General features: G+C 46.9%; 17 protein-coding genes. 8 read left to right on the top strand and 9 right to left on the bottom strand.

Annotated elements, in window-relative coordinates; genetic code table 11:
- The first annotated feature begins 175 nt into the window (after nucleotides 1-175).
- Nucleotides 176-3,937, top strand: coding sequence for a methionine synthase (gene metH, locus U0021_RS01675; RefSeq protein ID WP_114800083.1), 3,762 nt, complete (start codon nucleotides 176-178; stop codon nucleotides 3,935-3,937).
- Nucleotides 3,938-4,031: 94 nt separating this feature from the next.
- On the opposite strand, the gene U0021_RS01670 is transcribed toward metH, so the two are convergent.
- Both U0021_RS01670 and miaE read right to left on the bottom strand, forming a co-directional pair.
- Nucleotides 4,032-5,486, bottom strand: a complete 1,455-nt coding sequence (locus tag U0021_RS01670) for an NAD(P)H-hydrate dehydratase (RefSeq protein ID WP_114800082.1) — start codon at nucleotides 5,484-5,486, stop codon at nucleotides 4,032-4,034.
- Between the two features lie 21 nt (nucleotides 5,487-5,507).
- A complete protein-coding gene (miaE, locus tag U0021_RS01665) occupies nucleotides 5,508-6,233 on the bottom strand; it encodes a tRNA-(ms[2]io[6]A)-hydroxylase (RefSeq protein ID WP_407666569.1) in 726 nt (241 codons plus the stop codon).
- Nucleotides 6,234-6,900: 667 nt separating this feature from the next.
- Between miaE and U0021_RS01660 the strand changes: the two genes are divergently transcribed.
- Nucleotides 6,901-8,010, top strand: coding sequence for a porin (locus tag U0021_RS01660; RefSeq protein ID WP_114800081.1), 1,110 nt, complete (start codon nucleotides 6,901-6,903; stop codon nucleotides 8,008-8,010).
- 100 nt (nucleotides 8,011-8,110) lie between these two features.
- On the opposite strand, the gene U0021_RS01655 is transcribed toward U0021_RS01660, so the two are convergent.
- The 6 genes from U0021_RS01655 to rsmD form a co-directional block, all read right to left on the bottom strand.
- Nucleotides 8,111-8,773 carry an alpha/beta fold hydrolase gene (locus U0021_RS01655; RefSeq protein ID WP_114800080.1) on the bottom strand — a complete coding sequence of 221 codons (663 nt, stop codon included), beginning with the start codon at nucleotides 8,771-8,773 and terminating at the stop codon, nucleotides 8,111-8,113.
- A 132-nt stretch (nucleotides 8,774-8,905) separates the two neighbouring features.
- On the bottom strand, nucleotides 8,906-9,127 hold the full coding sequence (infA, locus tag U0021_RS01650) for a translation initiation factor IF-1 (RefSeq protein WP_003657459.1): 222 nt from the start codon (nucleotides 9,125-9,127) through the stop codon (nucleotides 8,906-8,908).
- A gap of 112 nt (nucleotides 9,128-9,239) precedes the next feature.
- The gene (truA, locus tag U0021_RS01645) at nucleotides 9,240-10,046 is read right to left on the bottom strand and encodes a tRNA pseudouridine(38-40) synthase TruA (protein ID WP_114800079.1); all 807 of its coding nucleotides are present in this window, start codon (nucleotides 10,044-10,046) and stop codon (nucleotides 9,240-9,242) included.
- Nucleotides 10,043-11,032: an asparaginase domain-containing protein gene (locus U0021_RS01640; RefSeq protein ID WP_114800078.1), complete on the bottom strand. Its 990-nt coding sequence runs from the start codon at nucleotides 11,030-11,032 to the stop codon at nucleotides 10,043-10,045. Before U0021_RS01640 ends, truA begins: the two co-directional genes overlap by 4 nt.
- A gap of 150 nt (nucleotides 11,033-11,182) precedes the next feature.
- On the bottom strand, nucleotides 11,183-12,304 hold the full coding sequence (gene asd / locus U0021_RS01635) for an aspartate-semialdehyde dehydrogenase (protein WP_114800110.1): 1,122 nt from the start codon (nucleotides 12,302-12,304) through the stop codon (nucleotides 11,183-11,185).
- A 257-nt stretch (nucleotides 12,305-12,561) separates the two neighbouring features.
- The gene (gene rsmD, locus U0021_RS01630; RefSeq protein WP_114800077.1) at nucleotides 12,562-13,179 is read right to left on the bottom strand and encodes a 16S rRNA (guanine(966)-N(2))-methyltransferase RsmD; all 618 of its coding nucleotides are present in this window, start codon (nucleotides 13,177-13,179) and stop codon (nucleotides 12,562-12,564) included.
- A gap of 206 nt (nucleotides 13,180-13,385) precedes the next feature.
- Between rsmD and U0021_RS01625 the strand changes: the two genes are divergently transcribed.
- The 6 genes from U0021_RS01625 (at nucleotide 13,386) to adk (ending at nucleotide 20,250) form a co-directional block, all read left to right on the top strand.
- Nucleotides 13,386-14,708: a hypothetical protein gene (locus U0021_RS01625; protein WP_078255663.1), complete on the top strand. Its 1,323-nt coding sequence runs from the start codon at nucleotides 13,386-13,388 to the stop codon at nucleotides 14,706-14,708.
- A 236-nt stretch (nucleotides 14,709-14,944) separates the two neighbouring features.
- Nucleotides 14,945-16,954: a heme lyase CcmF/NrfE family subunit gene (locus U0021_RS01620; RefSeq protein WP_114800076.1), complete on the top strand. Its 2,010-nt coding sequence runs from the start codon at nucleotides 14,945-14,947 to the stop codon at nucleotides 16,952-16,954.
- 2 nt (nucleotides 16,955-16,956) lie between these two features.
- The gene (locus U0021_RS01615; protein WP_078255665.1) at nucleotides 16,957-17,547 is read left to right on the top strand and encodes a DsbE family thiol:disulfide interchange protein; all 591 of its coding nucleotides are present in this window, start codon (nucleotides 16,957-16,959) and stop codon (nucleotides 17,545-17,547) included.
- Nucleotides 17,544-18,050 (top strand): cytochrome c-type biogenesis protein, encoded by a 507-nt coding sequence (locus tag U0021_RS01610; RefSeq protein WP_078255666.1) that lies wholly within the window; start codon nucleotides 17,544-17,546, stop codon nucleotides 18,048-18,050. The genes U0021_RS01615 and U0021_RS01610 overlap by 4 nt, the downstream gene beginning before the upstream one ends.
- A gap of 12 nt (nucleotides 18,051-18,062) precedes the next feature.
- Nucleotides 18,063-19,322, top strand: coding sequence for a c-type cytochrome biogenesis protein CcmI (ccmI, locus tag U0021_RS01605; RefSeq protein ID WP_078255667.1), 1,260 nt, complete (start codon nucleotides 18,063-18,065; stop codon nucleotides 19,320-19,322).
- A 271-nt stretch (nucleotides 19,323-19,593) separates the two neighbouring features.
- Nucleotides 19,594-20,250, top strand: a complete 657-nt coding sequence (adk, locus tag U0021_RS01600; protein WP_049235823.1) for an adenylate kinase — start codon at nucleotides 19,594-19,596, stop codon at nucleotides 20,248-20,250.
- Nucleotides 20,251-20,335: 85 nt separating this feature from the next.
- Here the strand turns inward: adk and U0021_RS01595 are convergent, their stop codons facing one another.
- Nucleotides 20,336-22,501 (bottom strand): lipase family alpha/beta hydrolase, encoded by a 2,166-nt coding sequence (locus tag U0021_RS01595; protein WP_114800075.1) that lies wholly within the window; start codon nucleotides 22,499-22,501, stop codon nucleotides 20,336-20,338.
- Between the last annotated feature and the right edge of the window lie 39 nt (nucleotides 22,502-22,540).

Here is a 22,540-nt window from a genome sequence, read left to right as displayed (position 1 = left end):
CGATATCCATCTAAAAGGCTAAGTATAGCATGATTTTGGCGATGCTTATAAGCATAACTAGCCATCGGTCGTGGCGGATTTTGGAGTGATTTAAGAGGGGTGGTATCTGCCCCATATTCACCAAGTCAGAATGGTGGTATAATACCTTCATTTTATTTTAGATTTTGGATGACTCATGAGTGTACAGAGCAGCACCAACACCACGCACAAACCGCACAATCCTGACAATTTTATCCTAACACCGCCTGATGATTTTCCTTATAAAGACATCCAAGCGGGGAATAAAGCGCGTCTGACGGACCTGCTAAAAACGCGGATGCTGTTTTTGGATGGGGCGATGGGCACCGAGATCCAAAATTATAAGCTGACCGAAAGCGACTACCGCGGCGCGCGCTTCGCTGATATCGCCAATGATGTGAAGGGTAATAACGATCTACTTGTACTCACGCAGCCTGACATCATCAGCGCCATCCACAAAAGCTATCTGGAGGCTGGCGCGGACATCATCGAGACCAACAGCTTTAATGGTACTCAAATCTCGATGGCTGACTATCGCATGGAGCATTTGGCGTATGAGATCAACAAGCAAGCAGCGCATCTGGCTCGCTTGGCGTGTGATGAATATAACGCCAAAACGCCAGATAAACCAAGGTTTGTGGCGGGCGTGATTGGTCCGACATCTCGCACCTGTTCTATCTCGCCAGATGTCAATGACCCTGCCTTTCGTAATGTTACCTTTGATGAGCTTGTGGATAATTATACCGAATCTGCATTGGCATTGATCGAAGGCGGTGCAGACATTTTGTTGATTGAGACAGTGTTTGATACCCTAAACGCTAAGGCAGCGATTTTTGCGGTGACAGGTGTGTTTGAGAAAATCGGCTTTGAGTTGCCGATTATGATCAGCGGCACGATTACCGATGCTTCTGGTCGCACGCTGTCAGGGCAGACGGCAGAAGCTTTTTATAATTCTGTACGCCATGCCAAGCCCATCTCGATCGGCTTTAACTGTGCCTTGGGGGCAGACGCCCTAAAGCCGCACATCAAATCACTGTCTGATGTGTGCGAAACCTTTGTGTCAGCGCACCCCAACGCAGGTTTACCGAACGAATTTGGCGAATATGACGAAACTGCCATTGAGACCGCCACCATGGTCCAAGGCTTCGCCAAATCAGGCATTGTCAATATCGTGGGCGGCTGCTGCGGCACGACGCCTGAACATATCCAAACGATTGTGGAGATGGTATCGCCTTATCCACCGCGTAAGCTGCCTGAGTATGTGCCTGCTTGTCGACTGTCGGGGCTTGAGCCGTTTAATATCACGCGTGATAGCTTATTTGTCAATGTCGGTGAGCGCACCAACGTCACAGGCTCCAAGAAGTTTTTAAGATTAATTAAAAACGAAGAATACAGCGAGGCTTTGGATGTGGCGCGCGACCAAGTCGAAGGCGGCGCCCAAATTGTGGACATCAACATGGATGAGGCGATGCTTGACTCAAAGCAGGCGATGATCCATTTTGTCAATCTCATCGCCTCTGAGCCTGACATTAGCCGTGTGCCTTTGATGATTGACTCCTCAAAATGGGACATCATCGAAGCAGGTCTAAAATGCACGCAAGGCAAGGCGGTCGTCAACTCCATCTCACTGAAAGAAGGCTATGATGAATTTGTCGAAAAAGCGCGCCTATGTATGCGATATGGTGCGGCGGTGATTGTCATGGCGTTTGATGAAGTGGGTCAAGCTGATACCGAAGCGCGTAAGATTGAGATTTGTCAGCGCTCTTATGATATTTTGGTGAACGAAGTGGGTTTCCCTAGCGAAGATATCATCTTTGACCCGAACATCTTTGCGGTGGCGACAGGCATCGAAGAGCACAGTAACTATGGCGTGGACTTCATTAATGCCACCAAGTGGATCACTGATAATCTGCCCAACGCCATGGTATCAGGCGGTGTGTCGAATGTGTCGTTCAGTTTCCGTGGTAATCCGATTCGTGAAGCGATTCATGCGGTGTTTTTGTATCACGCGATTAATAATGGCATGACGATGGGCATCGTCAATCCTGCCATGCTTGAGCTTTATGATGAGATTGAGCCAAGCGCACGCAATGCCATCGAAGATGTGATCTTAAACCGTAATAATGATAATAACGAAGCCACCGAAAAGCTTTTGGAGGTTGCTGAGCATTATCAGTCAGGCGATAAGAAAAAAGATGCCACTGCTGACTTGGCGTGGCGTGAGCTGCCTGTCGAAAAACGCATCGAGCACGCACTTGTCAAGGGTATCACCACATATATCAATGAAGACACCGAAGAGGCGCGCTTAAAATATCCGCGTCCTTTGGATGTCATCGAAGGTCCTTTGATGGATGGGATGAATGTGGTGGGTGATTTATTTGGGGCAGGAAAAATGTTCTTGCCACAGGTTGTCAAATCAGCGCGCGTCATGAAGCAAGCTGTCGCATGGCTAAACCCATATATCGAAGCTGAAAAAGTCGCCGGCGAAACCAAGGGTAAAGTACTGATGGCGACGGTCAAAGGCGATGTTCACGACATCGGCAAAAACATCGTGGGCGTGGTCTTGGGCTGTAATGGCTATGAAATCATCGATCTTGGCGTGATGGTGCCTTCAGAGAAGATTCTGCAAGTCGCCAAAGATGAAAAAGTGGACATCATCGGTCTGTCAGGGCTTATCACGCCAAGCCTAGATGAGATGGTCTATGTCGCCAAACAAATGCAAGAGCAAAACTTCCATCTGCCGCTACTCATTGGCGGTGCGACGACTTCTAAGGCGCACACTGCCGTCAAGATTGAGCCAAATTATCAAAATGATGTCGTCGTCTATGTGGCAGATGCCAGCCGTGCTGTCGGTGTGGCGACCACATTATTATCCAAGGATAAAAAGGCAGACTTTGTGGCGGACATACGCGCTGAATATACTGAAGTGCGCGAGCGTCTCGCCAATCGTAAGCCAAAAGGGGCGAAGCTTAGCTACGAGCAGTCCATCGCCGAAGGCTTTAAATATGACTGGGATAATTACGCACCGCCTGTACCAAACGCTACGGGGCAGATTATCTTTGATGATTATCCAATTGAGAATTTACTGCCCTACATTGACTGGACGCCGTTTTTTATTTCGTGGGGCTTGGTGGGCAAATACCCAAAAATCTTTGATGATGAGGTGGTCGGCGCAGAAGCCCAAGATTTATTTGCCAATGCCAATGCGATGATTGATAAGCTGATCAAAGAAAAACTCGTCACCGCCAAAGCCGTGCTACGCCTTGAAAAAGCCAAGCGCACCGCTGCCGATACGGTCACCGTGTACGACGATCATGGCAATGCTGCGCACCAGTTTGAGCACTTGCGCCAGCAGTCGGATAAAGTGACTGGCAAGCCAAATTATAGTCTAGCGGACTTTATCTCGCCCAATGGCGATGATTATTTGGGCGGCTTTACGGTGTCTATCTTTGGTGCTGAAGAATTGGCAAATGAATACAAAGCCAAGGGCGATGATTACAATGCCATTATGGTGCAGGCGGTGTGCGACCGCTTTGCCGAAAGCTTCGCTGAAAAACTCCACGAACTGGTGCGTAAAGAGTACTGGGGCTATCAAGCTGACGAAAACCTATCTAATGAAGAGCTGATCCGCGAAAAATATGTCGGCATCCGCCCCGCGCCAGGCTATCCGGCTTGCCCTGAGCACACCGAAAAAGGCAAGCTGTTTGACTGGCTAGACACCACGAATGCCATCGGCACTTACTTGACCGAAAGCTTCGCCATGTGGCCGCCGTCAAGCGTATCGGGCTTTTATTATAGTCATCCTGACAGTACTTATTTTAATGTCGGTAAAATCAGCACTGATCAGCTAGAAGACTATGCACGCCGTAAGGGCTGGGATATCAAGACTGCTGAAAAGTGGCTAAATCCCAATTTATAATCCATTAAACTAAATACTAACAAACCTTTGTCAAACTGATGATTTGGCAAAGGTTTTTTTGATTTGGTATGGTGTTTATGGGCTAATCATCAGATTAAATGGCGCTGGTTTTGAGCAGCTTGGCGGCGATACTACCCATTTCATTGACATCAGCACAGATGCTCTGTTGGCTCAGCATATCGCCGCTTTTGGCATGTAGGGCGACGATCTGAGCGCAGGGCAGGGCGGCATCTTGGGCGAGCAGACCTGCCATCATGCCAGACAGCACATCGCCCATGCCTGCAGTTGCCATGGCGGCGCTGCCGAGAGTGCAGATGCTGATATTGCCTGTGGCGTCAATGCTTAAAGAATTTGCCCCTTTGAGCACCCATTGACCGCCATAACGCAGCTGCAAGCGGCAGATGGCATCCATGCGATCAGCTTCAACTTGTGCAGCGCTGATGCCCAAAAGCCGCCCAGCTTCGGCATGGTGCGGCGTACCGATACAGTGATCAGGTAAGCGACGAGGCTGATCTGCCAGATGCCACAGCGCATCAGCATCGAGTACGGTCGGTATATGATGAGCCATGAGCGCCGCCAGCCATTCTTTGAAGATGCTCTGAGCCCACTCATCACGCCCAAGCCCCATGCCAAAGCATACCGCATTTATTCCAGATAGCCAAGCTTGATCAATCTGATCGATGCGCCCAAGCATCAGATTAGGGCTTCTGCTGATGATGGCGCTATGGTGATTGGGGTGCGTCATGACCGTTACCCGACCTGCACCGACTCGGATGGCGGCTTCAGCGCTCATCAAGGCAGCTCCGCCCATAAGCGCAGAGCCGCCGATGACCGCCACTGACCCAAAGCTACCCTTATGCAGATGACTGCTGCGCTGAGATCTGTCAGGCAGTCTGGGCAGCCGATCATCTGTCATGGCAATGGGAATCAGGTGCTCGTCTTTGGGGATCAAAGGGTGATTGATGAGATGCCCGACATGGCTTTTGGCATGACCCATAAATAATCCAGCTTTATAGCCCATCAGGCACAGTGTCATATCTGCCGTGACTGCGGAGGGCAGGGGCATGCCAGTATCAGGATGCAGCCCCGAAGGAAAATCGATGGCGATTTTGACACCTTTCATGGTATTAAATCGCTCGATGATAGCGCACCAGTCGGCATCAAGCGGACGCGTCAGACCATTGCCAAATAACGCATCGATATGCACATCCGCCTCATTAGGTGACTGCAGTAGAGGCACGCCAGCAGCCAGCGCACAGTCACAAGCACGCACCGCATCGGCGCTGACGGCAGGCAGGGCAGGGTAGATAGACACTTGATAATGCTCTGATAGATACACCCCAAGCAGATAACCATCACCGCCATTATTCCCAGCGCCGCACCAGATACAGACAGAGTCACCAGGCTTGAGATGGGTTTTTAGGGTATTAGCCATCGCCAGTGCTGCTTGCTGCATCAGCCCAAAGCTACTATTACCCAGCCCAAACCAGCGCTTCTCCCACTCTTTGATCGCATTGGCTGAATAGACAGGCGTTGGGAAATCATGCATGATGGACACCTCTAAACTAAGTTAGCTGACTTTGGCAGAGTGATCTTTGGATTGAGTGGCGATTGGTGGGACGCCATTTGCCATCAAAGTATCGCTTGGCGTGCCGCTATGAAACCGCAGCTCATCATCAGGCGACTGTATCAGCTCACGCTCAACGTCCCGAAAAAACGCCACGCGCTCATCAATGCTGTCATCTGTGATAGAACGAGCCAGCATTAAGTAATCTTCATAATGACGGCTTTCTGATTTGAGCAGATACTTATAATAGCGTGCCAACTTTTCATCTTCTATGACATCCGCCAGCGCCCCAAATCGCTCACAAGAACGCGCCTCAATGAACGCTCCAATGATCAGCACATCCACCATCGCAGCAGGCTCATGGGTGCGCTTGTGCTTCAAAAGCCCCTTGGCGTAGCGACCTGCGGGCAGATAATGCCAATCAATGCCACGCTCTTTCATCAATGACAGCACTTGCTCATAGTGTAGCATCTCTTCACGTACCAGCTGCGCTAAACGCTCTTGGAGTGTGCGATGAAATTCATAACGAAAAATGAGATTCATCGCCGTGCCTGCCGCTTTTTTCTCGCAGTTAGCATGGTCTTGGAGTAGTAATGGCAGATGCTCGCGCGCCAGGCTTAGCCAGCGCTCTGAAGTGCGACAGCCCAAAAACTCATGGATATGGCTAATGTCTGTCTTGGCGCGTGCGTGTGTGGTGATGACCGTCAAGTCATCTTCAGAAGTTATCATAGCGTCACTCATATCTTATTCAAACTCTCAAAATCAGCTTATTATATCATAGCTTGATCGCCCAAATGATCGCCAAATGCCCAAGCCCTACATTCAGATATGGGCAGTGATAAGATTTGGGTATTTGATCCAGTAGTTCATAAAATTTAGACTGGTAAGTCAATCCATCTAACCGTCACACTCATGTAACATTATTATGATAGATGCCCAAAATTCAGCTTACATATGTTTCATTTGTCAAGATTTTGAGATGAATAAGCCTGATTAAGTTGTAACAAATTTTTAAATTTTACACCATGAGTGAACCGAATTTTGGATAAAAATAGCATTTTTGGGTATATTTTTATGCTCATCTAAGCAGTTAAATTAAAAATCACAGAAATTTAATATTTCATAAATATAATAAATATCAATAACTTATAAAAATAATTGTAAATGTTACAAAACTTTTCATGTTTAAGGTATTGCAAAATATTTCAAAGTTGGTATCCTATAGTCACAGTATGAAGTTTGGTCGTCCGTATTGCTACAGTATGTAATTTTATGTTACTCTGTGCCATGATGGATTGCCATCATAGTTAGCGATACATCAGCATCCTGCCAGTGTATCTTTTTGACAAGTACTATTGTACTGGGCAACGACGCCCGATTTAAAGTGGAGAAACCCATGAAAAAACTAGTTCTAGCAACAGCAGTCGCTGCTCTGTCGATCACTGCTGCACAAGCTGCACCAACTGTATACGGTAAAGTGTTCCTAACGCTTGATCTTCAAGATGGCGATACTGATTATACGGTAGTAACCAATGCTACTGGTCAAAGAGCTACCGCCTCAGAAGACTGGGATGGTAATGCTACACGCAGTAAATTGAATTCAAACTCTTCACGTATTGGTTTCCGTGGTTCAGAAGCTTTGACTGCTAACACTGACCTAGTTTACCAACTAGAATACGGCGTAAAAGTTGATGACAACTCTCAACAGTTTAAATCACGCGATACTTACCTAGGTCTTTCTAACAAAGAATACGGTACCCTACTTGCTGGTCGTCTAAAGGCAATCGATGGACGCGTTGACTATGCAAACGTAACTCAAGGCGCTGTTATGGGTGGTGATAATGTTCTAGCTTCATTTGATGCCCCACGCGCAAACAACGCATTTGCTTATGTGTCACCAAACTACAATGGCGCAACATTCTCTGCCATGTATGTTATGGATGAATATAATAATGTTAACGCAACATTAGCCCCTTCAGGTTCAACTATTGATAGATTGAGCGACAAAGGTCATCTTGATAAGAAAGACTTAGAAACTGATGTCACTCGTGATGTATTTGGTGTCGCCGCTCAGTTTGAGCCAGCAGGTCAGCCATACCGCGCAGGTATCAGCTACATCCAAGCGGGCGATGCACTAAAAGCAATCCGTGTCAGCGGCGACTATCAGCTATCTGCAGCGACCAAAGTTGGTGCATTGTATCAAAACACCGACTATGATAGCGATAAGAAAGAAAATGCTGTCACTATCAGTGCTAAGCACGCTGTAAATCAAACCCCATGGTCAGTTTACGGTCAGCTTGATCTGGTTGATAACTACTACGGTTTTGATAATTCTGAGAAACAACGTTTTGTTGTTGGTGGTGAATATCGCTTTAACCGAGCAACCACTGGTCACATCTATGGTGCTTACTTAAACGAAGAAGTTGAAGTAAATGATGGTGTCTATACAGCAAATGTCGATACAACTGGTTATGGCATTGGCGCAGGTATCGAATACCGCTTCTAATCCTAGCCTAAAGCTAAAAAGCTCATCCTATGCGATGGGCTTTTTTATTTGATTTGTCACTCAGTGTTCAGATATTGAGCGCATTGAGACGCCAGACATCTCAGCGCCTAAAGGTACCATGATTTAAAAAATACGCGGTTTGGTTTGCGACAGCTTTATCTGTCAATAAGCCCGTATGACTGACAGGGAGTAGTAAATAGTCTGTGGCGTTATGTAAGACCGTTTCGGAGACGAACACGGTGCCATCATTTTGGCTATCAGATGTGCTCAGTCCATGCAAATGGCGGTGCAGCGTCAATAATGGCAATCCAAGCCCAAAAGGGCGATTGCCTGCGATGACACCAATTTCGACACCGTTTGGCAGTTGCGGACAGGTGCCATCGAGCGCGCCCAGATAGGATTGATTGACCAAGAGTCTGAGATATCTGTTGGCATAGTGAGCGGTCTGGCTGCCGCTGTGCGGTGTGCCAAGCGTGACACAGCGATGTACATGCCACTGCGGATAATGCGCCAAAAAATGCCGAATCACCAAACCACCCAAACTGTGCCCCACCAAATTGATGGGTTGGCTGCTGTTATGATGGCGGCTTAGATGCGCATTCAGACCTGCGCTGTGCGCCTGTATCGGCTCTAGCAGGCTGCGATAGCCATAGCGATAAGTCTCTAAGCCTGAGTCATCCAGTCGTTTGGCTAAGGGTTTCATGTACCAAGGGCTTAGGTGTAAGCCGTGGATAAGAATGGTTAAAGGTGTTTGTGTTTCCATGATATTAAGTGGTGATTAAACTGATCACATCTTATCAAATTTATCAGTCATTAAAAATGCCTAACACAAAACGCATACATTCCAAATAACAAAAAACCCAACCGATCGGTTGGGTTTGTAGCATCTGTCAGATCATTTACCACGATAGGTGATACGACCTTTGGTCAAGTCATAAGGTGTCATTTCGACTTTGACTTTATCGCCTGTCAAGATGCGGATATAGTGCTTTCTCATCTTGCCTGAAATGTGAGCGATGATCTCGTGCCCATTGTCTAGGCGGACTTTGAATAAAGTATTTGGCAAAGTGTCAATGACTTCGCCTTCAAATTCGATAATGTCGTCTTTTTTTGCCATAATCTTAAGTAATCAATAATAAATTTGACCTATTATACCTTTTTTTTGCCCAAAAATACAGCGCCAAATGGGGATTTTATATGATTTATCACTAGCGCACCTGATCAGAGCATCAGTCAGGCAAGTTTAGCCATAATGGCGTCAGTGGCATCTGCGGTAAAAGTGATTCAAAGCGTTCTGGATAATAGGCATTGATAAAATAAAGCCCATCGGCGGATGCAGTTGGCGGCGCCAAAGTGCGATCTTTGGCATGCATCAGATCCAAAAGAGCATCCGATGGCATCTCACCGCGTCCGATGGCAAATAAGGTGCCCATGATGTTGCGCACCATGTGATGCAAAAATCCATCGGCTTGGATATCTAGCACCAAGTAGCTGCCATGCCTAAATAAACTGGCATGGGTGACCGTGCGTACTGGCTGATTTGATTGGCAGGCAGCCGCCCGAAAGCTGCTAAAATCATGTGTGCCCACGATGGATTTACTGGCACAAATCATCGCATCGACATCAAGCGGCGCGTATTCATGGGCGACTTGGTGACGCAAGATGGCAGGGCGATAGGGCTGATTGAGTGTGATATAGCGATAGCGCCGAGCGATGGCACTAAAGCGAGCATGAAAATCTGATGGCATGGGCTGAATCCACCTTAGGGCAATGTCATCAGGCAGCATGCTATTGACGCCGCGCAGCCAGTTGTGGGCTGAGCGCTCAGCGTGTGTCACAAAATGCGCGATCATATTGCCAGCATGTACGCCGGCATCGGTACGCCCAGCAGCGATCAGCTCTATCGGCTCATTGGCGATGGTGGATAGAGCTTTTTCGATGACGGCTTGTACGCCGATGACTTCTTCTTGACGCTGCCAACCACGGTAGCGAGTGCCGATGAATTCGATACCGACAGCCAAAGTGTGTGTTTTCATAAGTATTTCCAATGCTGAGCGGTGAGCTTTTGGGAGACAGATAGCCAAAGTATTTGACCATAAATGGCAGGAATGGTCCATGAACCTGACGCCCAAACGCCATGATCATATTGCCATGCGCCTGCGGCATACTGGGCGCTTGTACCGCCATAGGCACACATGGTGGTGCAGATGATGGCAATGCCGCGATCTGTCAATTCCGCTAAAGCGTCGATGATGGCTTGGGACTTGGGCAGATTGCCGGCACCATAGCCAATCAAAATCACCGCGCAAGCATCAGCCGCCGCCAACAGCGCATCAGCCAGCGCATCAGGATCGTTAGGCAGGACATACACTGACCGAATCTTTACCGACTTGGCACGCTCAATTAATGAAGGTAATTGATGCAGCCGAGTGGTGGTATCAATCGATGGCAAGGATTGCTCGTTAAATATCGCCTCTGATCCCACAAAAGCATGATGTGCTTGGCTATGAATTTTTTGGGTGTTCTTGGCATCGAAGGTGTGATGAAAAAACTGTACAAACACGCCCTGATGCTTTGCTGCCACGGTGATTGACTCAGATAAATTATCCCAAGCGTCGCTGTCATAATTGATGGATAGCTCAGCCTGCTGCGGCAATAATAAAGGCTGCATACTGCCAGTAATCACTAGGCTTAAATCAGTCAATTCATCAAACGCACGTGCCAAAAAAGCTGCCAAAAAACTGAGCGTATCTGTGCCCGTGATCAGCACAAAGTTTCGATAACCATCTTGATAAGCAGTCAAAATCAGCTCATAAAATCCCACAAAATCAGATGGCGTCATAAAGCTTGAGTCTTTGATGATCTGATTATCCAAAATCTGCACATGATGATCGGCTGCACCAAGTAGATCGCCAAGCGTCGGCAAAAAAATCTTGGCAGGCAAAGGAGAAAGTGGTGTGCCGTGGCTGCCAAAGGTGCCGCCAGCATAGATGAGACAAATGGGTGATGGGGTGGGTGTCATAATATTAAGCTGTGCTAAGGTTGGTATTAAGTTAAATATACCCTACCAAGATGGGATAAATTTGCTCAATATTATAAATAAAACTACCCAATAAAGCCATAAAAAAGGTGCGCCAGTCATGACGCACCTTGATCAGTTGATCTGATAAACTCAGATACGACCTTGCAAAATAGCCAGCATACGGCGTAGTGGCTCAGCAGCGCCCCACAGCAGCTGATCACCCACGGTGAAGGCGGTTAGATACTCACCGCCCATATTCATCTTACGCAGGCGACCAACAGCAACATTGAGTGTCCCTGTCACAGCCACAGGAGTCAGGCGCTCCATACTCGCAGCTTTGTCATTTTCTACTACGTCCAGCCATGGATTATCACTGCTGCGAAGAGCATCTTCGATGTCTTGTAAAGGAATGTCTTGCTTTAGCTTGATGGTGAGTGCTTGGCTATGACAGCGCATGGCGCCGATGCGCACGCAGATGCCATCAATGTTGATGGTCTCATCGGCTGACTTACCTAGGATTTTGTTGGTTTCAGCTTGACCTTTCCATTCTTCGCGAGATTGACCATTTTCAAGTTGGCTATCGATGTAGGGGATGAGACTGCCTGCCAAGACAGCGCCAAAATGCTGCTTGGGGAAGTCATCGCTACGCTGTGTATCGGCGATGGTTCTATCGATCTCTAGGATGGCTGAAGCAGGATCGCCAAGCTGATCTGCCACCGAATCGCGTAATACGCCCATTCCGCTGATCAGTTCGCGCATATTATTAGCACCAGCGCCTGAAGCGGCTTGATAGGTCATGGCAGATACCCACTCAACCCAGCCGCGACGGAATAGCTCACCGATTGCCATTAGCATTAGGCTGACGGTGCAGTTACCACCGATAAAGTCTTTTTTGCCATCAGCCAGTGCTTGGTCGATGACATCGCGGTTCATTGGGTCTAGGATGATGATGGCGTCTTCTTCCATACGCAGGCTGCTCGCCGCATCAATCCAATAGCCTGTCCAGCCGCTTTGTCTTAGAGCGCTATGGACTTGCTTGGTGTAGTCTCCGCCTTGGCAGGTGATGATGGCGTCGCACAAAGACAGCTCTGACAGATCGGTGGCATCTTTGAGCGTACCGCCGTCTACACCATCAAACCGAGGTGCCGCGCCGCCAGCGTTACTGGTTGAGAAAAAAACTGGGCTGATGTGTTTAAAATCACCTTCTTCAACCATACGGCTCATAAGCACTGAGCCAACCATACCGCGCCAACCGACTAAGCCAACGACCATTTTTTCTGCCATTTTTGATACCTTTTATTGGTGAAAACGCTCAATCAAACCCATCTGATTGAACTAAAATAGAATTGATAACTATGCCTTTTTATCACCAAAAAATCAAGTCATTTTACGAGCTTTTGGGGACTTATTTTTTGGGTCTAAGATAACTTATATTTATACTACCATCAAGTCATGTCAGCTGCATGAACACGCCGCCTTGATAAAGCTGTGATCTGATAGCTATAAAAAAAACACTAAAGATCCAAAATCTATTTGATGGCATCTTTATCTTTTGGCATCAATAAATACGCCATTGCTTGCCCGACTTTGGTGGATTTTAGGGTGGTAAATTGCTCAAGCATCTTATCATCTAGCACCGCGTCAATCGGTTTGTCCGACTCAAGATAAATGGTGCTGTCCGCGTGGATCAGTTCACGATCAAGCAAGCTTTGTAAAATGGGCTGCCACAGATCTAGCGCATATGGCGGATCAATAAAGACGATGTCAAACTTATCTTTCATTGTCTTCAAAGCACTGATGGCATCGGCATGGAGGATGACCACCTGATCTGATCGCTTCAAAAGCTCGGCATTTTGCGTGAGCATACGAGCTTGGGCGGCGTGCGGTTCGATAAATGTAACTTGTTTGGCACCGCGCGATAAAGCTTCAAAGCCAAGGGCGCCACTACCTGCACAAGCATCCAAAACTTTGGCGTCGGTCAAATATCCAGTCAGCCAATTAAATATGGTTTCTTTGAGTCTGTCTGGCGTGGGTCTGAGCCCTTGTGCGTCCACAAACGACAAAAGCCTGCGCCTATGCTGACCGCCGATGATGCGCACTTGATTGGTTGGCTTGGCTTTGGTGGGTTTTTTGGCGGATGTTTTCATGACAAGGTATGACTATTTTGGGGTAATTTGATAAATTAAGACAAAATTCTGACTTTGCCCATCATTTTACTGTAAGTTTTGATTTTGCGATAGCGCAAATTGGGTGACTTTATCAGTTTAAATCAATCCAAATATTGCCAAAATATGATATAATGTTATGGTTTTGACTAAAAAAACCGACCCAATCAGCCCAAAGACCGATCATTATGTTTTCATCCATTTGGCAAGCTTTAAGTGAGCACCCTGAATTTATTGCGATGCTGACCATTCCGCCTGTGACAGCGTTTGTGACATGGGCGCATGTTTGGATGGCGCTTGAGATGCTGTTTCATCCGATTAGATTTTGGGGAATTCGCATTCCTAGGATGCCTTTTGGCTTAAAAGGCTTGGGCTGGCAGGGTATCGTGCCTGCCAAAGCCGGCAAAATCTCTGGGGTGATCGTTGATCAGACGCTCTCTAAGCTTGGCTCTTTGGATGAATTTTTTCAGGCGATGGAGCCTGAAGAGATGGCGGAGTTTATCACTGCCACTGTCGATAAAAACTTAGAAAATCTGATCGATGAAATCATGCTTGAGCGTTCGTACACGCTGTGGACGCACACGCCATACGCCATTCGACGCCGTATTTATGCCCATGTGCGCTCACGCTTGGCTGTGACGATGAAGTCTTTGGTGATGGATTTGACTTATAATGTCGAATCGCTTGTAGATATGCGCGAGATGATCGTCTCTAAGATGGAAAACGATCGAAAGCTCATGGTGGATATGTTTTTGCGCGTCGGCAAAAAAGAGATTAATTTTATTTGGAAAATCAGCGCACTGATTGGCTTTGGCTTTGGTGTGATTCAGATGGCGATTTTTTATTTTGTGCCGCAGCATTGGACGGTGCCTTTTTTTGCGATGATTTGGGGGGCTTTGACCAACTGGATCGCCATTTGGATGGTGTTTAATCCCGTTGAGCCAAAGACCGTTCCGTTCATTCGTCTGTTCCGCTATGAGATGGTTAATAACCAAAAACGCGTGGTGTGGATGCGCCCGCATTGGCACAAATATTCTTGGCAAGGCGGGTTTATGAAACGCCAAGACGAGGTGTCGAGTGTTTTTGCTGAAATTGTCGTCAATGAACTGGTCACGCTTGAAAATATCATGAATGAGATGATGTACGGCAGACGCGCCCATCAGACGCGCGAACTGGTCAAATCCCATCTGTACGGCATGCTAGAAGATCCTGTCGTCGCAACCACGCTCAAAGTGGGCATGGATGAGCGCAGTCTTGATAGCTTTAAAGATACCATTATTGATAAATCCATCGATGCGACGATGGTGCCGATCCGCGACCCAAAACTGAATGTCTCGCGCGCAAGCAAGATTTTTGGCTTGTTTGAAGGTCGTATCCGCGCACTGACTCCCAAAGAGTTTCAAAATTTATTAAGACCTGCTTTCCAAGAAGATGAGATTACCTTGATTATTCTGGGTGGTATCACAGGATTTTTGGCAGGTTGGCTGCATTTGGTGGTGGTGTTCTTCTAGGTAGATGCATGGATCCATTTCAATAAAACTGTACTTAATACTTAAATAATTAAGCGATGAAAGTATGAAACAGATACTATTTATGAACACTAAAAGCCTTATGAACACTAAAAGCCGCCCAAACCTTATGATTTTGAGAATGTTAAAGCGATGACTTAAATGCCGCTACAACCATTTAAACCATGTAACGATCATCATAGCCCTGCAAACTTTGCCCAGCAAATGAGTGTTTTATTATGCTAATAACAGAACTTGGATATTTTTCGCTACTGCTTGCTTTTGTGCTTGCGATCTTGCAAGCCATTTTACCTGCGATAGGAGTCATCAAGCATCAAGCGCAGTGGCAAAGACTTGCGCCAAGTCTTGCGATGGCGCAGTTTTTGGCGATGGTGGTGGCATTTTTGGGCTTGGTTGCAGGGTTTTTGTACAATGACTTTAGCTTAATTTATGTCGCTAAGCACTCAAACAGCTTGATGCCTTGGTACTATAAGCTGTCTGCGACTTGGGGTGGGCATGAAGGCTCGCTGCTGCTTTGGATGACGATTTTGGCGACTTGGTGTATGTTGGTGTCTGTGTTTAGTCGCGGGCTGCCACTGGATATGCGCGCGCGCGTGTTATCCATTTTGGGTGGTATTCAGGTGATGATGCTTGCGATGATGATTTTTACGTCATCGCCATTTGACCGCGTTTTGCCAAATTTACCTGTGGACGGCGCAGATCTTAATCCGCTTTTACAAGATCCAGGGTTGATATTCCACCCGCCGATGCTATATATGGGCTATGTGGGGCTTGCGGTGCCGTTTGCGTTTTGTATGGCGGCGCTGTGGGCAGGGCGATTGGATGCTGTTTGGACACGCTGGAGTCGTCCTTGGACTTTGATTGCTTGGGCATTTTTGACCTTGGGTATTGCGCTGGGTTCTTGGTGGGCTTATTATGAGCTGGGCTGGGGCGGCTGGTGGTTCTGGGATCCTGTCGAAAATGCCTCGCTTATGCCTTGGCTTGCGGCGACGGCGCTCATGCACTCACTTGCGGTAACCGAAAAGCGTGGCGTATTTAAGGCATGGACAATTATGCTTGCCATTTTTGCATTTGCGTTGTCTTTATTGGGGACTTTTTTGGTACGCTCTGGTGTCATCACTTCGGTGCATTCGTTTGCTGCTGATCCGACACGCGGCTTGGCGGTACTTGCGATTTTGGCGATTGTGATTGGCTTTGGCCTATTGATGTTTGCGCTGCGGGGTTGGAAGCTGACGGTGGAAAGTAGCTATCGTCTAAAATCGCGCGAAACCGTCCTTGTGATCAATAACTTAATTTTACTGGTCGCAACTTTGGTGGTGCTGCTAGGTACTTTGTATCCGATCATCGCTGACTTTTTCAAATTGGGTCAAGTCTCGGTCGGTCCTCCGTATTTTAATGCTTTGTTTGTGCCGCTGACTTGGCTTTTGCTTGGCTTTATGGGCGTGGGTGCTGTACTGCGCTATAAATATGATAGCCGTCCGCTGGCATCGACTCTGATGGCGTTTGCGGTCAGTGCACTGGTGCTGGGTTCGGTGCTGGCTTATATGGTGTCTCAATTAGCTGAAGAGCCATTTTTTGATTATAGTATTTATGTCTCTGGCATTTTATCGCTATGGGTGCTTTCGTTCATAGTTTTTGATATCAAAGATAAGCTTAAACACCACAAAGGCAGTGTGTTGTCAGGATTGGCTAAGCTTAGTCCGAGCTACTGGGGTATGCAAATTGCGCACATTGGCGTGATCGTCTGTGTGATGGGCGTGGCAGGCACCAGCAGTATGAGCATCGAAAAAGACGTGGCGATGACGGTGGGTGACAGCGTACACGTTCAAGGCTATGATTTTTATTTAGAAGAATTTCAGATGATTCAGGGGGCGAATTATGATGCCACTCAAGCCACTATCACCGTCAAGCAAAATGGCAAGCCTATTGCAGTGCTTTATCCCCAAAAACGTGATTATGTGGTGAGTATGATGCCAATGACCGAAGTAGGTATTCGACCAAGTCTTCTTAATGAAATGTATGTGGCGCTTGGCGAACCAATCAGCACCCAAGATGGTCAAGTGGATATGAATACTTGGGCAGTGCGCGTGTATGTCAAGCCTATGGTGCGCTGGATTTGGCTTGGCTCTATCATCATGGCGGTCGGTGCGTTGATTGCCATTTTGGATAAGCGTTATCGCTTTGCTAAGACCAGATCTGTTTTAAATAACACCGTCAAAGGAGTATAATTGTGGCTCAATCCAACAAACGCTTGATGCTTTTTATTATCCCGCTGATTATTTTTGCGGTTTTGGTGGTGATGTTTTTTGTGCGACTTGGCAAGCCAACCGAGATTAATACCAGTCGTTTGGTGGGCAATCCTTTGCCTGAATTTAGCCTGCCTTTACTTTCTGATACGACGCGCACGATGACCAAAGCCGATTTGCCAAAAACGCCCTTTATTCTCAATGTTTGGGGTTCTTGGTGTCCGACTTGTTATGTGGAACATCCTTTTTTATTGCAGCTGCATGAGCAGGGCGTGCCTATGGTTGGGGTGAATTATAAAGATGAGCTACCCGCGGCATTGGCTTATTTAAATGAACATAAAGATCCATTTATTTATTCTGTGCAAGATCTGTCAGGTCAGTATGCGCTTGATTTGGGTTTGATGGGCGCACCTGAAAGCTATGTGGTCGGGGCTGATGGTGTGGTATATAAGCACATTGTGGGCGAGATTGGCGAGATGAACTGGGCTGATATCCAAAGCTGCATGACGGCGGTGGGCGATGATCAGTTATCTGGTGATGATAAGATTCAAATTTGTAATAAGGATGCGTCATGAAAGTGCCTATTTTTGCGCTTATTTTAAGCATTGGCATGGCGATGACCGCCCAAGCCAGTTTTGAGGTGTATGAATTTGATTCACCTCAGCAAGAAGCACAGTATCGAGGGTTGATTGAGGAGCTGCGTTGCCCCAAATGCCAAAATCAAAATTTGGCAGGATCTGACGCACCGATCGCCCAAGACCTCAAACAAAAAACCTATGAGATGGTCAAAGATGGTCGCAGCGATACCGAGATTCGTAATTATATGTTTGAGCGTTATGGCGATTTTATCAGCTATAAACCGCCTGTGCGTCCTTCGACATGGATTTTGTGGTTTTTCCCGCCGATATTATTGATATTGCTAATTTTAGGTTGGATTTATAAAGCCAAAAAAGGACGTGTGCCAACCAGTGAGCCAGCAAGCGCACCTTTATCAGCCAGCGAAGAAGCAAAACTTGCCAAAATCTTGGCGCATCATCAAGATCGCGATCAAAACGGCTCCACCAAACCAAAAGAATAAGGCAAACATACCATGACACCCAGTTTAATATTGTTTTTTTCATTATGCGCGGTTTTGACGGTTTTGCTGTCTTTGGTGGTGATTTTGCCGTGGCTAAGAAGTCGTCCTGCGGCGGATAATCAGCTGATGGCAGTGAACGTGCAAGTCTTTGGCGAGCGCATCGCGGAGCTTGATGCTGATAAAGCAGCAGGCGCGATCGATGACGTGCATTATCAAGCGCAGATCACCGAGCTTAAGCGTCAGCTGCTTGATGCTCAGAAGACGGTAGAAGCCTATGCGCCTGTCGGTCTCAAGGGGCGTGCGATTGTCATGATTTGGATTCCGATATTGGCAGCGATTGCTTATCTGACTACTGCTGATCGCACGCCTGTCTTTACGCTTTGGCAAGCACAAGATACGGTGGGGCAGGTTGCGGATGATTTGCTGACTGGTAAGATTGATGTCCCTCCTGAATGGGCTGCCAAAGAATCGACGGCGCTCATCAGTGCCATGCAGACCAATGTCCATCGCCATGCTTATGATGCCGATCGTTGGATGCGCTTATCGGAGCTGTTTATGGTGCTTGAAGCGCAGCCACAAGCGCTTGAAGCATTGGCGCGCGCCAATCGTTTGCAGCCTGATAATGAAGAGATTGCGCTCACCTATGCACAGACCAATTTTTTTGTTAATGAAGGCAGAATGGATGCCAATACACGCAAAATCCTAACTGATATTCTTAGCAAAACACCCAATCATGAAGGCGCGATCATGTTGATGATCATGGGAGAGTCTCGCGCAGGTAATTATCCTGAAGCTAAGGCATGGATCGCAAGATTACGCTCTGGCATTGCCGCCCGCTCAGGCGATCACAGTGAAGCTTTGGCAAGTTTGGATAAATTGGTTGAAAACATCGATCGCCAGCAAGCTGCCGCTGCTCAAGGTGTCACGGTGGGTGTCAGCCTGTCGCCTGCGCTTGTGGATCAGCTAAGACCAGATGACGTGCTGTTTGTCTCTATCAGTGAGCAAGCAGGCGGTGCGCCTTATGCTGTCAAAAGATTGCCAGCCAGTGAGATCATGAGCCAGTCAGTCAGTGTGAAGCTTAGTGATATGGATGCCATGATGCCAACTCGCACCCTGTCAGCAGGGCGAGATGCAAGCGTGGTGCTGGTCGTCAATGCACGGATCAGTCATTCGGGTAATGCTGTCTCTGAGTCTGGGGATTTGGCTGCCAACCCCATTGTCCTAGATAAGCAAACCGAAGTATCTTTGACAATTTCTCAAATCGTACCATAACATATTTTTTAAGCCCAATATTGATAAAATATTGGGCTTATTGATGATAGCTATTTTGAAAGGCTTGGTCGGTATTTTTTTTACCAAAATACTCAAAAGGCCAGTGATGACAGTCTGTTGAATTGGTAAATACAAATATTCACAAAAACTTGTGATTTCATTGGATTTTGTGATAAAAAACTTGAACAATTCATCAATGTGCTTTATAGTACAGTCAGTTAACTAACAGCCGCTTGCCATCAGGCAGGCTTTATTTGGAGAATATATCATGATGCGCATTATTTTACTAGGTCCACCAGGTGCAGGCAAAGGTACGCAAGCTCAGCTAATGTCTAAGGAATTCAACATTCCTCAAATCTCAACTGGTGATATGCTGCGTGCAGCGATCAAGGCGGGTACTGAGCTTGGCAAACAGGCAAAAAGTGTCATGGATGCTGGGCAACTGGTTTCTGATGAGCTGATCATTAATTTGGTTAAAGAGCGCCTAGAAGAGCCAGATTGTGAAAATGGCTGTATTTTTGATGGATTCCCACGCACGATCCCTCAAGCTGAAGCCTTGGCAGATGCTGGCGTCGCCATTGATTATGTGATTGAAATCAGTGTCCCTGATGATGAAATCGTCAGCCGTATGTCAGGTCGCCGTGCGCATTTGGCATCAGGTCGCACCTATCATGTGATCTATAATCCTCCCAAAACGGCAGATGTGGATGATGTGACAGGCGAGCCTTTGGTTCAGCGCGATGATGACAAAGAAGAAGTGGTGCGTGATCGCCTATCGGTCTATCATGCTCAAACTGCAGCGTTGATTGGTCATTATCAAGAAGTTGCCAAATCAGGTGAAAACGCCCCTGAATATCATGACTTTGATGGAACAAAATCTATCGATACGGTTCGCGATGAGATTTTTGCTGTATTAAAATCTAAATAACACCAAGCAGCTTTAACAACAAAGCCCATCATTCACAGTTTTGATTATGGGCTTTGCTATATCTGTCAAATGAGCTTTAATCTGATCAGTGATCCAAATGCTCATGCAAAATCTTACGCAGCTGTACAATGGTTTTTGGGTTTTCGTGGATATTGTGCCTGCCTTCAATGATGATCTCTGAAGCTGCGCCCTCAAGATGCGAGCTGGCATAAGGCACAATGCCATCAGAAATGGCGCCGCCCACGGTGTCACTGGAGTTATTTTCAGAGTGGCTAATGCCAGTATTATTGCCGACGATGGTGTGATAGCGCACAGAGGGGCTGATCTGTACATCTTTAGTCAGTGCGACAAAAGATGAGCGATCCGACAGCTGACTTGCACCATTTTGTAGGTATAAGGAACCCAAAAAACTTTGCGATTGAACATCATCGGTCAGTGCTGCACCTAAAGATCTGGTAAAGTCAACGGGCAGCTTGATGATCCGCCGAGCAGCGCGAGTAAACCAACGATCTGCATAATCTGTTCCACGATGAGGTGCAGATAAGAAAACCGCCTCATCAATTTGTGGTAATGATGATAATTTTAGCCGCTCAGAAATGGCATGACGCTGATCTGAGGGTAAATCATTGATCAGTTTGAACTGCTCTTTATCATCCAGTGTGACCAGCGCATCGGTCAAATTGGTATCAGAAACCAGCATTCTAGATATCACACCGCCCATACTGTGCCCAATGAGCACGGCATTTTTGCTGGCTTGGTCTTGCCCGTGCGGATCGAGCTTGCTAAATGTATGGCGAATGAGCTCATGGATTTGATAGCGATTCTCCAAGATGGGCAAGTTGGTAGAATAAGCAATTTGCCAAACTTGATAATTTTGATTGAGCTTAGGATCTGTCATCAGGGTGTTGGTGAGATTGACCCAAGTGTCAGGGCTAGATGCCAAGCCGTGCAGCATGATGATCACTTTTTGATCGGGATCATATGGCTTTAGCATGAATAACTCGGGCAGGGCGACAGCGTCATGACGCGATATCATGTTCATCAGCGATACTTGTCTTAATTGGTTTTCTGCCAGCCATAAAGCATAGCCTGCTGAAAAATTTGCTGTCAAAGGATAGGATGTATCGCCGATCTCGATGTGAGTTTTATAACTGGGATTAAAAAAATACGCATGAAATTCATGTGATGACAGTACCTCATCGATGGTCTTGCCTGTAGGTTCGATGATGGCGGTGAGCTGAACATGCCCAACATTATGAATGCGATCATCTAAAGCTTTATTGGGTGCAAGATTTTTTAGATTGCGGGCACTGGCAGTATGTCGATCATTGATGGCGCCAACGAAACTAACACCAAGCCCTGAGCGTCTGGTATTAACATCCAAATCCACCAATCTAGAATCATAAGCAGAAATCACCTCAGAAAACAGCTCGCTGCTGCGTTCGTGCTTTTTGAGCTCGCTTGCCAAAAAGTCACGAGCGCCAACAGACATGTGCAGGGTATTTTGACCGCGGTCGTTGGTGCTGATACGGCTAATTCTCAGCTGATTGTAGACAGGCTCTAATTGCTCCGCCGATAACACATCTTGGAATTTGGCATCATAAAATGCGCCATTTTCCCTGAGATAAATTTGAGTGATCAAATCATTAATGGCAAGATGATACAAATCCAGCGTCCGAACATCTGACTCTCTGGGAATCACAGAAGGATTGCTGTCACCGCCTAAACTGTGATAAAACAAATAAGCATAGCTGTATTTGAGCGTCTGATAAAGCGCATCTCGATATTGGGCATGGCACTCAGTACGAGCTTTAAGCTTGCTTTCGACAGTGTCTTCACTGTTAGGCGAATTGGCATAATAAGGATCAATGGGCGGTCTGGCAAGCTCGATGCGGCAAGCGTCTTTGGCGATGAGATTTTCAGCATGTGTGTAATACAGCTCGCTAAATACAGACAGCTGTAAACGGTTGGGTGTTTCGATCAAAAAAATCGATCTTACATCATCAACACAGACTTCAAAATCCGCCATGCAGCTTTCTTGGGTATGACCTGACGAGACCAAAATGGATCGGGTTGCGGCGCTGACTGTACTACCTGTGACGATGCTGCTTCTGGTTTTTTCAAGAAGTTTGGCAGGCGTTTGTTTGGGCGGTGTCAGAGTGCTACAAGCGCTTAAAATAATCATTAAGCTGGCAGACAGCAAAAGCTTACCTGAGCTTGATTTGCTTGGTTTTACTGATAAAGTCTTCATGGATTTCTCTAGTGAGGCGTATGGCAGATCGTCAGTTGG

This window comes from Moraxella canis (genome assembly GCF_034424565.1).
Lineage (GTDB): Bacteria > Pseudomonadota > Gammaproteobacteria > Pseudomonadales > Moraxellaceae > Moraxella > Moraxella canis.
The sequence above is the reverse complement of the archived record's forward strand: the minus strand, read 5'-3'. Positions and strand labels throughout refer to the sequence as shown.

Bases quoted from the DNA above. Each gene is read 5' to 3' on its own strand.
- asd (WP_114800110.1), bottom strand. From the start codon at position 12,304: ATGGTCGTTGGCTTAGTCGGTTGGCGCGGTATGGTTGGCTCAGTGCTT.
- adk (WP_049235823.1), top strand. From the start codon at position 19,594: ATGCGCATTATTTTACTAGGTCCACCAGGTGCAGGCAAAGGTACGCAA.
- U0021_RS01625 (WP_078255663.1), top strand. From the start codon at position 13,386: ATGTTTTCATCCATTTGGCAAGCTTTAAGTGAGCACCCTGAATTTATT.
- metH (WP_114800083.1), top strand. From the start codon at position 176: ATGAGTGTACAGAGCAGCACCAACACCACGCACAAACCGCACAATCCT.
- U0021_RS01660 (WP_114800081.1), top strand. From the start codon at position 6,901: ATGAAAAAACTAGTTCTAGCAACAGCAGTCGCTGCTCTGTCGATCACT.
- truA (WP_114800079.1), bottom strand. From the start codon at position 10,046: ATGAAAACACACACTTTGGCTGTCGGTATCGAATTCATCGGCACTCGC.
- ccmI (WP_078255667.1), top strand. From the start codon at position 18,063: ATGACACCCAGTTTAATATTGTTTTTTTCATTATGCGCGGTTTTGACG.
- miaE (WP_407666569.1), bottom strand. From the start codon at position 6,233: ATGATAACTTCTGAAGATGACTTGACGGTCATCACCACACACGCACGC.
- U0021_RS01655 (WP_114800080.1), bottom strand. From the start codon at position 8,773: ATGGAAACACAAACACCTTTAACCATTCTTATCCACGGCTTACACCTA.
- U0021_RS01620 (WP_114800076.1), top strand. From the start codon at position 14,945: ATGCTAATAACAGAACTTGGATATTTTTCGCTACTGCTTGCTTTTGTG.
- U0021_RS01670 (WP_114800082.1), bottom strand. From the start codon at position 5,486: ATGCATGATTTCCCAACGCCTGTCTATTCAGCCAATGCGATCAAAGAG.
- rsmD (WP_114800077.1), bottom strand. From the start codon at position 13,179: ATGAAAACATCCGCCAAAAAACCCACCAAAGCCAAGCCAACCAATCAA.
- U0021_RS01640 (WP_114800078.1), bottom strand. From the start codon at position 11,032: ATGACACCCACCCCATCACCCATTTGTCTCATCTATGCTGGCGGCACC.
- infA (WP_003657459.1), bottom strand. From the start codon at position 9,127: ATGGCAAAAAAAGACGACATTATCGAATTTGAAGGCGAAGTCATTGAC.
- U0021_RS01610 (WP_078255666.1), top strand. From the start codon at position 17,544: ATGAAAGTGCCTATTTTTGCGCTTATTTTAAGCATTGGCATGGCGATG.
- U0021_RS01595 (WP_114800075.1), bottom strand. From the start codon at position 22,501: ATGAAGACTTTATCAGTAAAACCAAGCAAATCAAGCTCAGGTAAGCTT.